We start from the raw sequence: 13,421 nt of genomic DNA, 5'->3' as shown, positions 1-13,421 counted from the left end.
TTTAACCGCTCCTTTCATTCCCCGATATTCTTATTGCATGAAAATTCTTGGTCTTGCCTTCGGGCTTGGATTAGGGGCCGCCGTCGCGGCTCAGGCTCAGCAGCCAGTTTCCGCGGGCTATCAGATTGCCGTCGATTTACAGAATGTAGCAAATGATCAGGTGCGCGTAGTCGTAAATACGCCGCCCGTGAAAGAGTCGCAGGTTTCCTACGTGATGCCCTCGGTCGTGCCCGGCTCTTACTCCAAAAAAGACTACGGCCGCTTTGTGACCAACTTCAAAGCCTTCGATAAAAAAGGCAAAGCCCTGAAAGTCACGCAGCCCAATCCTAACCTGTTTGTCATCAACAAAGCAAAAGATTTGGCTCGCCTTGAATACCTGGTTGATGATACCTGGGATGCCAAGCAGGGCGACGATTATATCTTCCAGCCAGGCGGCACCAATTTCGAAGCGGGCCAGAACTACGTGCTCAACCACTATGGGCTGTATGGCTACTTGGAGGGCTACAAAATGGCCCCCTACCAGGTAACCGTGGCCAAGCCCGCCGACCTGTACGGCGCTACTTCCCTGGAAAAAAAGGCCCCGACGCCCACCCAGGATGTATTTACCGCGCCCAACTACGTTGATCTGGCCGACGGCCCAATCCTTTATAGCCGCCCCGACACAACCAGCTTCGCTACCGGTGGTGCCCGCATTGGCGTATCGGTCGTATCGGAAACGGGGCAGATAAAGGCCGCTGATGTGCGCGAGATTATGCGCCCAATGGCGGAGGCGCTGACGCAGTTTTTTGGGCAAATGCCCGTGCCGAAGTACCATTTCCTGATGTACTTCCCGGCATTAGGCTCCCCACTGATCAGCAAGGACGGCGGCTTTGGGGCTATGGAGCACTCGTACTCCTCGGTGTATTTCCTGCCCGAGTTTCCCGACTCAGCGCGCCTGCGCAGCATGGTGCAGGAAGTGGCCTCGCACGAGTTTCTGCACATGCTGGCACCGCTGAACATCCATAGCCGCGAAATCGGCGAGTTTGACTTCCGCGACCCCAAAATGTCGCAGCACTTGTGGCTGTACGAGGGCGTAACAGAGTATTTCGCGCAGCTGGTGCAGGTGCGCGGCGGCCTGGTAACGCCTGATGCTTTCCGGGAAAAGATGAAGGAGAAAATCGACAATGCCTCGAAGTTCAAGGATGTGTCATTCACGGAAATGAGCCGCAATATCCTCGTGCCACCCTACAAGGATATGTACCAGAACGTGTATGATAAAGGCGCGCTCATTGGCCTGCTGCTCGATATTCGCATCCAGGAGCTAAGCCAGGGCCGCCAAAGTCTGCGCGACGTGCTGCTGACGCTGCGCCAGAAATATGGCCCTACGCGCTCCTTCGAGGACAGCCAGCTGATCCCGGAAATCGTAGCTCTCACCAACCCGCAGCTTCAGCAATTCTTCGATCAGTACGTTATCGGCAGTCAGCCGCTGCCGTACGCCGAGTATTTTGCTAAAATCGGCTGGCGCTACGCTCCTACGGAGCAAAGCAAAGCGCTGGCCTTCGGCCGTTTAGGCTTTGGCTACGACACCGAAAAGCAACAGTTTAAAGTGGCTTCCACTGCTCCTGATCAGAACGCGTTCGGTCTGAAGGACGACGACGTGATTCTGGCCGTGAACGGGACTAAGCTGGATATGTCGAATGCTGAAAAGCTTTTGCGCCCATTGGTGGAGCCCACGTCGGCCGCGCCGGTGAAGGTGCGTTTCCAGTCCAAAGACCAAAAAGCCCCCCAGGAGCGCCAGGCCACGCCCCAGGAGTTTGAGGTAGAGCTAACCAACGTGGTAGAAGCCAGCCCTGCCCCCACGCCCGCACAGCAAGCCCTGCGCACCCAACTGCTCGCCCCGAAAGCGTAAACTGTAGCGCGGAAATCTGTTCCGCGTCGAGCAGCGCGAGAAGCAAGCGTATGCTAACGTCTATTTCTCGCTCCGCTCGACGCGGAACGGATTTCCGCGCTACAACCCCGCCAACCGTCCTACCTTTACCCCATGATTCTACGCGCCGATAACCTGATCAAAACCTACAAGGCCCGCACCGTGGTCAACGACATGAGCGTGACCGTGGAGCAGGGCGAAATCGTGGGTTTGCTGGGGCCGAATGGGGCTGGTAAAACCACCTGTTTTTACATGATAGTAGGCATGGTGAAGCCCAACTCGGGCACCATACACCTCGACGACGAAAATATTACCAAGCTGCCCATGTTTCGGCGGGCCCAGCGCGGGGTGGGCTATCTGGCTCAGGAAGCGTCCGTGTTTCGCGATTTGACGGTGGAGGAAAATATTCTGGCCGTGCTGGAAATGACGGATTTGCCCAAAAAAGCGCAGCGTGATAAAGTGGAAGAGCTGCTCCATGAGTTCAGCCTTACGCATGTGCGCAAAAACCTGGGCCGGGTGCTGTCCGGCGGGGAGCGGCGGCGCACCGAAATTGCCCGCGCCCTGGCCGTCGACCCCAAATTCGTGCTCCTCGATGAGCCTTTTGCCGGCGTTGACCCTATTGCCGTAGAGGAAATTCAGGGCATCGTAGCCAAGCTTAAGCATAAGAATATCGGCATCCTCATCACCGACCACAACGTGAACGAAACGCTCAGCATCGTGGATCGGGCGTATCTGCTATTTGAGGGCAAATTGCTCAAAGCCGGTACCGCCGAAGAGCTGGCCGCCGACGAAACCGTACGCCGCGTGTACTTAGGCAAGCATTTCGAGTACAAGCGGAAGATCTAGCCATAAGCGCAGGTAGTATTGTCCCTCTCGCATCAGGTGCAGCTTGATACGAGAGGGTTTTTGTTTGTAACTATCCGTCCACTTCCCGCTCCATATTACCTCTTGCGCCATGATTGACTCCATTCTCACTTGGGCGGTACAAAGGCGACTGACGGCTATTGACCACTTTCGCCAACACCCCCACGAGGTGCAGCGCGAGTTGTTGCGCGGGCTGCTGTACACGGCGCGGGCCACAGAATGGGGGCAGCGCTACGGCTTCGCTGATGCCTTTGATGGCCGTGAGCTGGCCCAGCGGCTGCCCGTAAGCAGCTACGAAGACTTGTACCCGGCTATTGAGCGCGTATTACAGGGCGAGCCCGACTTGCTGTGGCCTGGCCAGGTAACGTGGTTTGCCAAATCCAGTGGTACTACCAATGCGCGCAGTAAGTACATTCCTGTCACCCGCGAATCGTTGGAGGCGGGCCATTACCGCGCCGGCCGCGACATGACAGCTCTGGCTACGGCGCTGTATCCGTCGGAGCGAATACTGGGGGGCAAAATCTTGTCCTTGGGTGGCACGCACGGCCCCAATCCTTTTCGCCCCGATAATTCCGACTCCCGCGTCGGCGACGTGTCGGCCGTCATTATGCAGAATTTGCCTCGTTGGGCCGAGTTTCTGCGCACTCCACCGCTGGAGCTTGCTTTGCTGGATGAGTGGGAGGAGAAAATCGAGCGCATAGCGCACCATGTGCAGCACGTAAACGTGACCACGCTCGCCGGCGTGCCCACCTGGATGATGCTATTGCTACGTCGCGTGACAGCCCTGGCCGGGGCTGATAACATTACGGAGGTATGGCCCAATCTGCGTCTGTTTCTGCACGGCGCTGTGGCCTTCGGACCGTACCGGGCGCTATTCAAGGAGTTAATACCACAGGAGTGTATGCGCTACCTGGAGATTTATAATGCCTCCGAAGGCTACATTGCCGTACAGGATCAGGCTGATTCAGAAGACCTGTTGCTCCTGCTCGACCACGGCATTTACTACGAGTTTATTCCGGCTGATCAGTTTGAGGCAGAAAACCCGCGCACGCTTCAGCTTGAGGAGGTAGAACTAGGGCGCAGCTACGCGTTGATAATCAGCACCAACGCTGGGCTATGGCGCTACAAGATTGGCGACACGGTGCGTTTTACTAGCCTTTCGCCCTATCGGATACGCATCTCTGGCCGTACCAAGCACTTCCTGAATGCTTTCGGCGAGGAGGTTGTGATTGAAAACGCCGATGCCGCTATTGCTGCCGCCTGCCAGGCCACAGGTACCACCGTCCGCGACTATACGGCCGCGCCCATTTACTTCGATGCCTCTGCCACTTCCCGCGGCGGCCACCAATGGCTTATCGAGTTCACAAAAACGCCCCCCAGCTCCGACCAATTTGCCGCTGTGCTAGACCAAACCCTGCGCCAGCTAAACTCCGATTACGATGCCAAGCGCCACCGCGATTTGGCTCTGGCCCCGCCTCAGCTTACGGTAGCACCGACGGGCACGTTTGAACGTTGGCTAGCCAGCAAAGGCAAGCTCGGCGGCCAGCATAAAGTGCCCCGCCTGAGCAACTCGCGCGAGCTGCTGGACGAAATTCTGCGTATTTTATAGACTGAGCACTAGGTAACTAAACCCGTATACGCTGGTTGAAGAAATGTACGTCTTCAGGTGAAACTCCTGATGGTGTGCAGTGCGTTGTCGTTACTCCGCTTTACTTCAACCGTTACTCGCATGTGTCAGAAACTTTGGATTGTAGCCTTGGGGCTATGGCTCTCGTCCTGTGCTAGCTCAGCCTCTACTGCTACCTCACGCAACCGGCTACCCATCGGATTTTGGTCGCTTAATGAGTACGACCGGACGGGTGAGCGGCATGGCCGCTGGAACGCCTATTATGATGAGCAATATCAGAAAATAGGTACCAAAGGGCGTTTCAAGCATGGTCAGCCAGTAGGGCGCTGGCGATATTATGGTCTGTCGGGCCTACTTGAGCGGCAGGAGGTTTATTTGCGTCGGCCGGCTGGTCGGCAGCTTATTACCTACTATCACCCCAATGGCCGGGTGGCAAAACGTGGACAAGCACAATTCGAGACTGACGCCACCAACGCTCATTTCTACTGGCTGGGCGACTGGACTTCGTACTCACCCAGCGGCCAACCAGAGAAAGTAGAAACGTACAATACAGGCAAGCTGCAGTCTGTTAGAAAGCTTTAGTTACGTTTCTGATAACGCGCTTATGAGAGAAGCCTTTAGGTATTTGCAAAATGGGCGTAAATAAAGATGAGATATAACTATTTCATACGGCATTATTGTTGATATATTACGCGAGTATTTACTTTGTGCAAATCTCAAACGATTAGACTTCACACTGTGCCCGCCCCTACTACCCGCTCCCGCCCCTATGTTTCCCGCCGCAACTCTACTTCTGATAAAGGTGAGCTTTCTTCGCTGAGTGCCATCTTAACCATGGGGCTTATTGGCGTATTGGTTTGCACATTAGTTATCAGCATCGGCTTTATAGCCACGCAGCTTTAGCGGCGGTTAGTAAACCCGCGCAATAGTATAGAGCCAAGAGTCTGTCTCGATAGCGAAAGCACGACCTTACAAGCGGAGCTTATTCCTCAAGAAAGCTACCTAACAGACCGCCGCTTTCCTTTCGGGCATTCCCGCCATTAGGCATAAGCGCCTGAATCAGTTTTTTCACGGGCATCGATTGGATCCACACTTTACCCGTGCCGCGCAGGGTGGCCAGTAATAACCCTTCTCCTCCAAAAATCATCGATTTTAGCCCCCCAGCCCGCACAATATCAAAGTCGATGCTGGGCTCGAAAGCGACTACACAGCCCGTATCAACGCGCAGCAATTCATTGTTGAGCTGCCTCTCGATGACGGTGCCGCCGGCGTGAATAAAGGCTTTGCCATCGCCAGTAATCTTTTGGAGGATAAAGCCTTCGCCGCCGAAAAAGCCCGCACCCAGGCGACGGTTGAAATGAATAGCGATTTTAGTGCCTCGCGCCGCTGCCAGAAAACCATCTTTCTGCACAATTAATCCCTGCGGGAGAGTGCGCAAATCAAGTGGGATAATGGTGCCGGGATAAGGCGCCGAAAAGGCCACCCGGCTTTTGCCATAGCCGCCGCGATGCGTAAAGTGCGTCATAAATAACGACTCCCCGGTCAGCAGGCGCGACCCGGCCGAGAAAAGCTTACCCATCAATCCCTGATCCGGCTCCGACCCATCGCCCATCTTCGTTTCGAAAGCAATGGCCTCATCCATGTACACCATCGCGCCGGCTTCGGCAATGACGGTTTCATTCGGGTCGAGTTCTACTTCGAGTACCTGAATATCGTTGCCCAGAATGCGGTAGTCTACGTCGTGAGATTGCATAGCGAAAGAGGGAAGAGCAAAAGTTTCTCAAGTATAGTGAAATGCTATGATTGCTGATTCTCATGGCTTAGCAAATGCAATCAGAACATTGCGGCCCTCTGCGGGCTAAATTCGTTGAACGACGGTTCCTGCAGAGGACTGCAGTGTTCTGGCACAAAAAAGCCCCCCAATAATAGTCTGGGGGGCTTTTTTACTCTGGTGACTCCGTGGTTGGGATGCTTTCCTCATCGTCATCCGCCGCGCCGGCCGTTGACTTTTTAGGCTTTTTGGCCTCGCGGCTCGTGCGGCGCATAAATTCTTCCTCCGACTCTTCCGGCTCCGGTGTGCCTTCTTCCAGCGGAAACTCCTCGTCTTCCTCAATCTTCTCGCCAAACTGTCCATCGCGGTTCACCAGCTTCTTGTCGCGCACATGCCGATTCAGAAATTGATTCACTTCTTCGATGGTGTAGGTCGAGGTTATTTCGCCTAGCGGATTGACCTTTATTTCAAAGCCATCCAACTCTTTATGAACCCGAGCTTTTTTTCCGGGTCGTTTTTCTTCTTTTTGACGGGTTTCTTAGCCATTTCGTCGTCCGTTTTCAGTGGGTTAGGTCACAGCACCCTGCTCCAAAACGCAAAGGCCGCCCCGTAGCAATACGGCGCGGCCCCTGTAGTGGATGCGGAAAGTAGCGACAGCAAAGAACGCCGCCCCTCCTCTTGCCTTATTGTGGCAGCTGCTGCACAGCCGTTTCGATGCGCCGGGCCGTTTCAGCGGCACCGATAATGCTCATCGTCGCCATCAGGTCGGGGCCAGCGCTGACGCCTGTTATCACCATGCGCAGTGCTTGTAGTACCTGTCCAATCTTAATACCCTGGCGTTCGAGTACCTGGGTAAGCAGCGCTCTGATTCCATCGGGTGAGGCATCGGAAGAATCAGGTAGCTCACGGGCAAATTCGGCCAGCGCGGCGGCGGTAGGTGCGTTCCACTTCTTGGCAATTACCTGCTCATCATACGTAGTCGGGGCCTGGAAGAAGTACTGCGCTTCGCGCCAGAAATCCTGGGGAAACGTCACGCGCTCCTTCATCACGCCGGCAATCAGTACAGCTTTTTCCTCTGAGCACTCGATGTTGTGCTCGCGCAAAGCGGCTAGCAGGTACTGCGCCAGCTCCGTGTCGGGCTTGGCGCGCAGGTACTGCTCGTTGTACCAGCGCACTTTGTTCTGATCAAAGCGGGCCGGTGACCTGCTCACGCGCTCAATCGAGAAAGCCTCAATCAGCTCGTCCATCGTAAACAGCTCCTGCTGCGAACCGGGATTCCAGCCCAAAAACGCCAGAAAATTGATAAATGCCTCGGGCAAATAGCCACTTTCCCGGTACCCGCTGCTCACGGTTGGCTCGCCGGTTTCGGCATCCTGGCCGTGCCATTCGAGCGGAAATACGGGAAACCCGAGCTTGTCGCCGTCGCGCTTGCTGAGCTTGCCCGTGCCATCGGGCTTGAGCAGCAGCGGCAAGTGGGCAAACTGCGGCATGGTGCTTTCCCAGCCCAAATAGCGGTACAGCAGCACGTGCAGCGGCGCCGAGGGCAGCCACTCCTCACCCCGGATAACGTGGGTAATCTCCATCAAATGGTCATCCACGATGTTGGCCAAATGGTAGGTCGGCATCCCATCCGACTTCATCAGCACCTTATCATCAATGGCCGAAGAGTGCACCACGACCCAGCCCCGAATCAAATCCTGGAAGCGTACCTCTTCCTTGCGGGGCACTTTGAGGCGAATAACGTAGGGCGTGTTGCTGGCCAATAGCTCTTTTACCTCATCCTCGGGCAAGGTAAGCGAGTTGCGCATCTGGTTGCGCGTAATGGCATTGTACTGCGGGTTGGGCACCTTAGCAGCCGTAAGGCGCGCGCGCATGGCGTCCAGGTCCTCGGGCGTATCGAAGGCATAGTAGGCGTGCCCGCTGTCAATAAGCTGCTGGGCATACTGCCGGTACATCGGCTTTCGCTCACTTTGGCGGTAGGGGGCATGTGGCCCACCTTGCTCCGGGCCTTCATCAATTACGATACCTGCCCAATGCAGGGCTTCCATGATGTACTTCTCGGCACCAGGCACGAAGCGATTCTGATCCGTATCCTCGATGCGCAGCAGCATTTTGCCCCCCAGTTTGCGGGCCAGCAGATAATTATACAGCGCGGTGCGCACGCCGCCAATGTGCAGCGGCCCCGTAGGGCTGGGCGCAAATCGCACCCGAACTTCTCTTTCCATACAAACAAATAGTCGCGCTCAGACTAAAAAACGCGGCGCGAAGGTACGACAAAACCGCCCGTTGCTGGCTGGCTCAGGCGGTTTTGTAGCTAGGTAGTTAACCAGGTAAAGCTGTGCTTAGTCGCGGTTACGGTAGGCTAGGTAGAGCACGAGTCCTAGCACTGTGATACCGCCCCGAATGAGCCAGGCTATGGTGGTGCCCCATTGATCTATCCAAGTTAGCAGCATAGATTTCATGCCCAGAAAGGGTAGAAGCAGCGACAGTAAGCCCAGCAGAAATAATCCTGGACCAAGCTCTTTCATCTGATTAAGTAGCTAAAAAAATTATCAGGCGGTCATGCCGAATTTGGCGTCCGGCAACGAAGCATAACTGCCTTTTTGCCTACTTCTCAACCTCGAACGGCTACGCAGGAGATTTCAACCTGCACATCTTTGGGCAGGCGGCTAACTTCTACGGTTTCGCGGGCGGGCGCGTAGTCGGCCTCGAAGTAGCTGCCGTAAATGTCATTGATAAGGCCAAAATGGCCGAGGTCTTTGACGAAGATGCTGCACTTCACCACGTCGCGCAGACTGAGGCCCGCGGCTTGCAGCACGGCTTGCAGGTTGCGCATTACCTGGTGGGTTTCGGCTGTCACGTCGCCGTTGCCAACTAGCTGACCGGTGTGCGCATCCAGGGCAATCTGGCCCGAAACGTACACGGTATTGCCGGCCTGAATACCCTGGCTATAGGGGCCGATGGGCGCCGGCGCGTCGGGGGAGTAGATGATGGTGGGGGGCATTTTGGTGGGGTTGTGAGGAAGGAAGGTATCTTTAAGCCGAAACTTACGAGAAAATATGCACCTGCTGATTATTGATGGTGGCCATATGGCAACCGAGTTGAAGAGCAAGTTCGGTTCCGACCATCAGTACAGTTTTATCGAACTAGAACACGAAACAACGGATGAGTGGCCGGCAATCAAGCAAGAAGTTGAAGCAGCATCTGCTGTTAGTGATGTCGTACTAAACTTTGGGTCGGTCTGGGCTTGGCGAATGTTTGATGAAGTTGGTAAGATTGTCTTTGTTGAAGCTTCCACTGATTCATTAAGCGGGGCTGTTTCTCATGAGAATAATAAGAAGCCCAAAGCGACACTCTTCGGCTTTTGCGGCCTGCCGACCCTGCTGAATCGGCCGCTGCTGGAAGTCAGCCTCTATAACCTCGAAAATGCCCCCCAGCTCGCCGAAACTTGCGCTGCCTTGGGCACTGACTACCGTGTGGTACAGGACCGCGTGGGCCTGGTCACGCCGCGGGTTATCTGCATGATTATCAATGAGGCCTGCTACACCTTGCAGGAAGGCACGGCCAGCATTCAGGATATTGACAAGAGCATGAAACTGGGCACCAGTTACCCGCGCGGGCCGTTCGAGTGGGCCAATCTGATAGGGATAAGTCGGGTGTATGAGGTGTTGGAAGCTATGTGGCAGGATACGCACGAGGAACGCTACAAAGTGTGCCCGCTCCTAAAAACTATGTACTTACGCGGCGAGTCATTTGTGCTAGCGAGCTAAAATTGCCCCCCAGAGGCAGAAATTCGTGCGTGTCCCTTACCGGGCCGGCACTACCCGAATAGTGCGCTTGCCAAAACTTCTGGCCCAACCTTCATTGCCCCACCACTGCGGGTCAGTAGAGAATTCCCGGCCTTCGATGCTTTTGGGCTGCGCCGTCAGGGCGGGCAGCAGCACATCGGGGGTGGGCCCGGTCAGGAGGCGGTAGCGGGCTTGCTGCTGCTGATCGTAGCGGACCGCAGAGCCATCGAGCAGGTCGCGATAAGCGGTGAATACCGTATTAAGGCCCCGGTTTACGTGGATGCGGCTCAGCGCGACATCATGGTCGCTCCACAGCAGCACCCCAGCCAGCAGAAGTAGGAGCAAACGAGTAGGCCCCGCAAGCACCGGTGCCCGCTGGCCGCGCCGCAAACGATACGCTACCCAACCATAAATGGCTATGAACCAGGTTATAATAAAGAAAAAGTAAAGAACATTGCGACACCGTAAGGGTGGTGGAACGTCGATGGATAAGTAAGTGAGCAGGTAGCTGCCGTAAAGTCCTCCTATCATGAAAACGGGCCAGACCAATACGTGCCGCGTGAGGCGGTGCAGGATAGGTGCCGCCTGATTATCAGCCAGTTTCTGAAAGAACGGCATCACTAAAACGCTGGCGATAACCAATGGGCCTGTACCTAGCCAGTTGATGAAGGTGTAGCAAGTGGCAATAGTAGCGGAGAATACCGCGTGCGCCGGGTCAATGACTGTTGTCCCCAATATCACATGCATTCGGGCAAAGTTGCCTGGGGCGCTAAGCATGAGCCCGGTGCCCAGGCCAGCCGCTAACCAGAGTGCCCACCACCCAAGCTTTAGTTGGCGGTGACGCACCAATAGCGGTGGCAGCAACAGCGTAGTCGTCAGGCCCAGGCAAGCAGTTATTTCCGAAAATCCCGGAATAAGAAAAGCCAGCGTCCCGGCGCCTGCCCAAAGAAAGCCGCGCGCAATGGGCTGCTGAATCACTAAAAGCAAGCAGATGCACGTCAGCAGCGCCGCGCTCAGAATGCAGGATAGGATATAGGCTAGTGTACTGATAAACCAATAAAAGGCCTCAGTAGGATTAGGCAGCCAAAGCAAAAACAAGCTAAGCAGCACGCTCCCAGCCGCTAGCTTGGTGCGTAGCGGCACTGAGCCTCCGGCCAGCAGAGCCGCTGCTACGCCATAAGTGCTACCTGCCAGCAACAGAATGGCACCACCCACATAGAGCCGGTAGTTACTCAAGCTCACACCGGCATGGAGAAAAGGATGCAGACCGGTGGCAAGCGAGGAAGAAAACCGGCCAGACCAATCAAGGTGAGTAGACGTTATATGGTTTACAAACCCTATTTTTTTAATATGCAACGTAATTTCATAGTCATCCAAGTAGGGATGACAATAGGCCGTTAGCCACAGAAAAGGCAGCAAGCACAGGAAGGAAAAACCGAGTAACCCAACAGGCCAGGCATATTGTTTTGAGAGCGTAAACTGCATGAGCTAGTACCAATAGCGTACTAAAAAAGGGATGCGAAGCGCATCCCTTTTTTAGCAATAATGGATTTTTACTTTACTACTCGACCGTCACCGACTTGGCCAAGTTACGGGGCTGATCGACGTTGCAGCCGCGCAGCACGGCGATATGGTAGGAGAGCAACTGCAAGGGTACTACCGAAACGAGCGGCATCAGTACCTCACTCGTAGCGGGCACTTCAATCACGAACTCAGCCATAGCCGGAATTACTTGGTCGCCTTCGGTTACCACGGCAATGATGCGGCCCTTCCGGGCTTTCACTTCCTGAATGTTGGAAACCACCTTCTCGTAGGAGCTGTCTTTGGTAGCAATAACAACCACTGGCATGTTCTCGTCAATCAGGGCAATGGGGCCGTGCTTCATCTCGGCGGCAGGGTAGCCTTCGGCGTGGATATAGCTGATTTCCTTGAGCTTGAGTGCTCCTTCCAAAGCTACGGGGAAATTATAGCCCCGGCCCAGGTAAAGGAAGTTCGGAACGTCCTTGAAGATTTCGGCAATCTGCCGAATCTCAGTGTCGAGCAATAAGGCTTGCTCTACCTTCGCGGGAATGTTGCTCAGCTCCACCATCAGCTCACGTAGCTTCACATCGGATAACGTGCCGCGCTTGTGGCCTACAATCATGGCTAGTAAGGTGAGCACCGTTACCTGAGCCGTGAAGGCTTTAGTGGAAGCTACGCCGATTTCAGGCCCGGCGTGCGTGTAAGCTCCGGCATCAGTGGCGCGAGCAATGCTGCTGCCCACTACATTGCAGACACCAAAAATTGTGGCTCCCTTGCTCTTCGCTAGCTCAATGGCGGCCAGCGTATCCGCGGTTTCGCCCGACTGGGAAATAGCAATAACAATATCACGCTCCGAGATAATCGGATTGCGGTAGCGGAATTCCGACGCGTACTCTACTTCTACCGGAATGCGCGCTAAGTCTTCGAGCAAGTATTCTGCTACCAATCCGGCATGCCAGGAAGTGCCGCAAGCCACGATAATAATGCGCTGGGCATTCACAAACTTCTGCTCGTAAGCCCGCACGCCGCCCATGTTCAAATGACCAGCTTCCAACTCCAGTCGGCCACGCATAGAATCGAGGATAGAACGAGGCTGCTCGAAGATTTCTTTCAGCATAAAATGCTCGTAGCCACCTTTCTCGATGCTTTCCAGCTCCAACTCCAGCTTCTGGATATAAGGCGTCTGATGGACGTCTTCTTTCGAGCGAATTTCCAGCTGGCCATCCCGAATCACGACTAGCTCATAGTCATTCACATACACTACTTCGTTGGTGTACTCAATGATGGGCGTAGCATCAGAGGCAAGGAAGAACTCGTCTTTGCCAACCCCAATTACCAAAGGCGAGCCTTTGCGGGCCGCAATCAGCTGGTTTGGGGCGTCCTTACTCAGTACGACGATAGCATAAGCACCTACTACTTCGTGCAGAGCCAAACGGACCGCTTCTTCCAGTGAGCAACTGTTCTGCTTCTGAATTTCCTCAATCAGATTAACAAATACTTCGGTATCGGTATCTGACTGAAACACATGTCCTTGCTGCTGCAAGTGGATTTTCAGAGCAGCATAGTTCTCAATAATACCATTATGAATAATGGCGATGCGCTCGGAAGTAGAATAGTGGGGGTGAGCGTTCACATCGTTGGGCTCACCATGCGTGGCCCAGCGCGTATGACCCATGCCAATATGAGCGTGCGTGTCCTTCTCCTTGATGAAATCAACGAGTTCCTGCACCTTTCCCTTCTTCTTATAGACATTCAGAGTGCCATTGAGCAGGGCCACACCGGCCGAGTCGTAGCCCCGGTATTCTAAGCGGCGTAAGCCTTTAATAATAATAGGGCAGGCTTCACGATAGCCGATGTAAGCAACGATTCCGCACATAGCGCGTCAGAAAATATAGTTTTGAAAGAAAAAGACGGCCCGCTTCCGGCACAAAGGGCGTGCCGACG

Annotated in this window: 12 protein-coding genes; 5 read left to right on the top strand and 7 right to left on the bottom strand. The window is 54.8% G+C overall.

Annotated features, from left to right (window positions below; translation table 11 throughout):
- Nucleotides 1-37 precede the first annotated feature (37 nt).
- The 4 genes from MKZ35_RS16425 (at nucleotide 38) to MKZ35_RS16410 (ending at nucleotide 4,979) form a co-directional block, all read left to right on the top strand.
- Nucleotides 38-1,888, top strand: a complete 1,851-nt coding sequence (locus MKZ35_RS16425; protein WP_482514276.1) for a M61 family metallopeptidase — start codon at nucleotides 38-40, stop codon at nucleotides 1,886-1,888.
- Between the two features lie 132 nt (nucleotides 1,889-2,020).
- Complete coding sequence (gene lptB / locus MKZ35_RS16420) at nucleotides 2,021-2,752, top strand: LPS export ABC transporter ATP-binding protein (RefSeq protein ID WP_482514275.1); 732 nt, start codon at nucleotides 2,021-2,023, stop codon at nucleotides 2,750-2,752.
- 109 nt (nucleotides 2,753-2,861) lie between these two features.
- Nucleotides 2,862-4,379, top strand: a complete 1,518-nt coding sequence (locus MKZ35_RS16415) for a GH3 auxin-responsive promoter family protein (protein WP_482514274.1) — start codon at nucleotides 2,862-2,864, stop codon at nucleotides 4,377-4,379.
- Nucleotides 4,380-4,499: 120 nt separating this feature from the next.
- Nucleotides 4,500-4,979, top strand: a complete 480-nt coding sequence (locus MKZ35_RS16410) for a toxin-antitoxin system YwqK family antitoxin (RefSeq protein ID WP_482514273.1) — start codon at nucleotides 4,500-4,502, stop codon at nucleotides 4,977-4,979.
- A 400-nt stretch (nucleotides 4,980-5,379) separates the two neighbouring features.
- Here MKZ35_RS16410 and MKZ35_RS16405 read toward each other — a convergent pair whose 3' ends face one another.
- The 5 genes from MKZ35_RS16405 to MKZ35_RS16385 all read right to left on the bottom strand — a co-directional run bounded on the left by MKZ35_RS16405 (nucleotide 5,380) and on the right by MKZ35_RS16385 (nucleotide 9,172).
- On the bottom strand, nucleotides 5,380-6,150 hold the full coding sequence (locus MKZ35_RS16405; RefSeq protein ID WP_482514272.1) for a TIGR00266 family protein: 771 nt from the start codon (nucleotides 6,148-6,150) through the stop codon (nucleotides 5,380-5,382).
- A 190-nt stretch (nucleotides 6,151-6,340) separates the two neighbouring features.
- Nucleotides 6,341-6,649, bottom strand: coding sequence for a hypothetical protein (locus tag MKZ35_RS16400; RefSeq protein ID WP_482514271.1), 309 nt, complete (start codon nucleotides 6,647-6,649; stop codon nucleotides 6,341-6,343).
- Nucleotides 6,650-6,851: 202 nt separating this feature from the next.
- Nucleotides 6,852-8,393, bottom strand: a complete 1,542-nt coding sequence (gene gltX / locus MKZ35_RS16395) for a glutamate--tRNA ligase (RefSeq protein ID WP_482514270.1) — start codon at nucleotides 8,391-8,393, stop codon at nucleotides 6,852-6,854.
- 117 nt (nucleotides 8,394-8,510) lie between these two features.
- Nucleotides 8,511-8,696, bottom strand: a complete 186-nt coding sequence (locus MKZ35_RS16390) for a hypothetical protein (RefSeq protein WP_482514269.1) — start codon at nucleotides 8,694-8,696, stop codon at nucleotides 8,511-8,513.
- A gap of 86 nt (nucleotides 8,697-8,782) precedes the next feature.
- On the bottom strand, nucleotides 8,783-9,172 hold the full coding sequence (locus MKZ35_RS16385; protein ID WP_482514268.1) for a RidA family protein: 390 nt from the start codon (nucleotides 9,170-9,172) through the stop codon (nucleotides 8,783-8,785).
- A 55-nt stretch (nucleotides 9,173-9,227) separates the two neighbouring features.
- Between MKZ35_RS16385 and MKZ35_RS16380 the strand changes: the two genes are divergently transcribed.
- Complete coding sequence (locus MKZ35_RS16380) at nucleotides 9,228-9,938, top strand: 3-hydroxyacyl-CoA dehydrogenase family protein (RefSeq protein ID WP_482514267.1); 711 nt, start codon at nucleotides 9,228-9,230, stop codon at nucleotides 9,936-9,938.
- 36 nt (nucleotides 9,939-9,974) lie between these two features.
- Here MKZ35_RS16380 and MKZ35_RS16375 read toward each other — a convergent pair whose 3' ends face one another.
- Nucleotides 9,975-11,192, bottom strand: coding sequence for a DUF6056 family protein (locus tag MKZ35_RS16375; protein WP_482514266.1), 1,218 nt, complete (start codon nucleotides 11,190-11,192; stop codon nucleotides 9,975-9,977).
- A gap of 325 nt (nucleotides 11,193-11,517) precedes the next feature.
- The gene (glmS, locus tag MKZ35_RS16370; RefSeq protein ID WP_482514265.1) at nucleotides 11,518-13,353 is read right to left on the bottom strand and encodes a glutamine--fructose-6-phosphate transaminase (isomerizing); all 1,836 of its coding nucleotides are present in this window, start codon (nucleotides 13,351-13,353) and stop codon (nucleotides 11,518-11,520) included.
- Between the last annotated feature and the right edge of the window lie 68 nt (nucleotides 13,354-13,421).

This window comes from Hymenobacter sp. R533113 (assembly GCF_056835965.1).
The sequence above is the reverse complement of the archived record's forward strand: the minus strand, read 5'-3'. Positions and strand labels throughout refer to the sequence as shown.

Bases quoted from the DNA above. Each gene is read 5' to 3' on its own strand.
- MKZ35_RS16425 (WP_482514276.1), top strand. From the start codon at position 38: ATGAAAATTCTTGGTCTTGCCTTCGGGCTTGGATTAGGGGCCGCCGTC.
- lptB (WP_482514275.1), top strand. From the start codon at position 2,021: ATGATTCTACGCGCCGATAACCTGATCAAAACCTACAAGGCCCGCACC.
- MKZ35_RS16415 (WP_482514274.1), top strand. From the start codon at position 2,862: ATGATTGACTCCATTCTCACTTGGGCGGTACAAAGGCGACTGACGGCT.
- MKZ35_RS16410 (WP_482514273.1), top strand. From the start codon at position 4,500: ATGTGTCAGAAACTTTGGATTGTAGCCTTGGGGCTATGGCTCTCGTCC.
- MKZ35_RS16405 (WP_482514272.1), bottom strand. From the start codon at position 6,150: ATGCAATCTCACGACGTAGACTACCGCATTCTGGGCAACGATATTCAG.
- gltX (WP_482514270.1), bottom strand. From the start codon at position 8,393: ATGGAAAGAGAAGTTCGGGTGCGATTTGCGCCCAGCCCTACGGGGCCG.
- MKZ35_RS16390 (WP_482514269.1), bottom strand. From the start codon at position 8,696: ATGAAAGAGCTTGGTCCAGGATTATTTCTGCTGGGCTTACTGTCGCTG.
- MKZ35_RS16385 (WP_482514268.1), bottom strand. From the start codon at position 9,172: ATGCCCCCCACCATCATCTACTCCCCCGACGCGCCGGCGCCCATCGGC.
- MKZ35_RS16380 (WP_482514267.1), top strand. From the start codon at position 9,228: ATGCACCTGCTGATTATTGATGGTGGCCATATGGCAACCGAGTTGAAG.
- glmS (WP_482514265.1), bottom strand. From the start codon at position 13,353: ATGTGCGGAATCGTTGCTTACATCGGCTATCGTGAAGCCTGCCCTATT.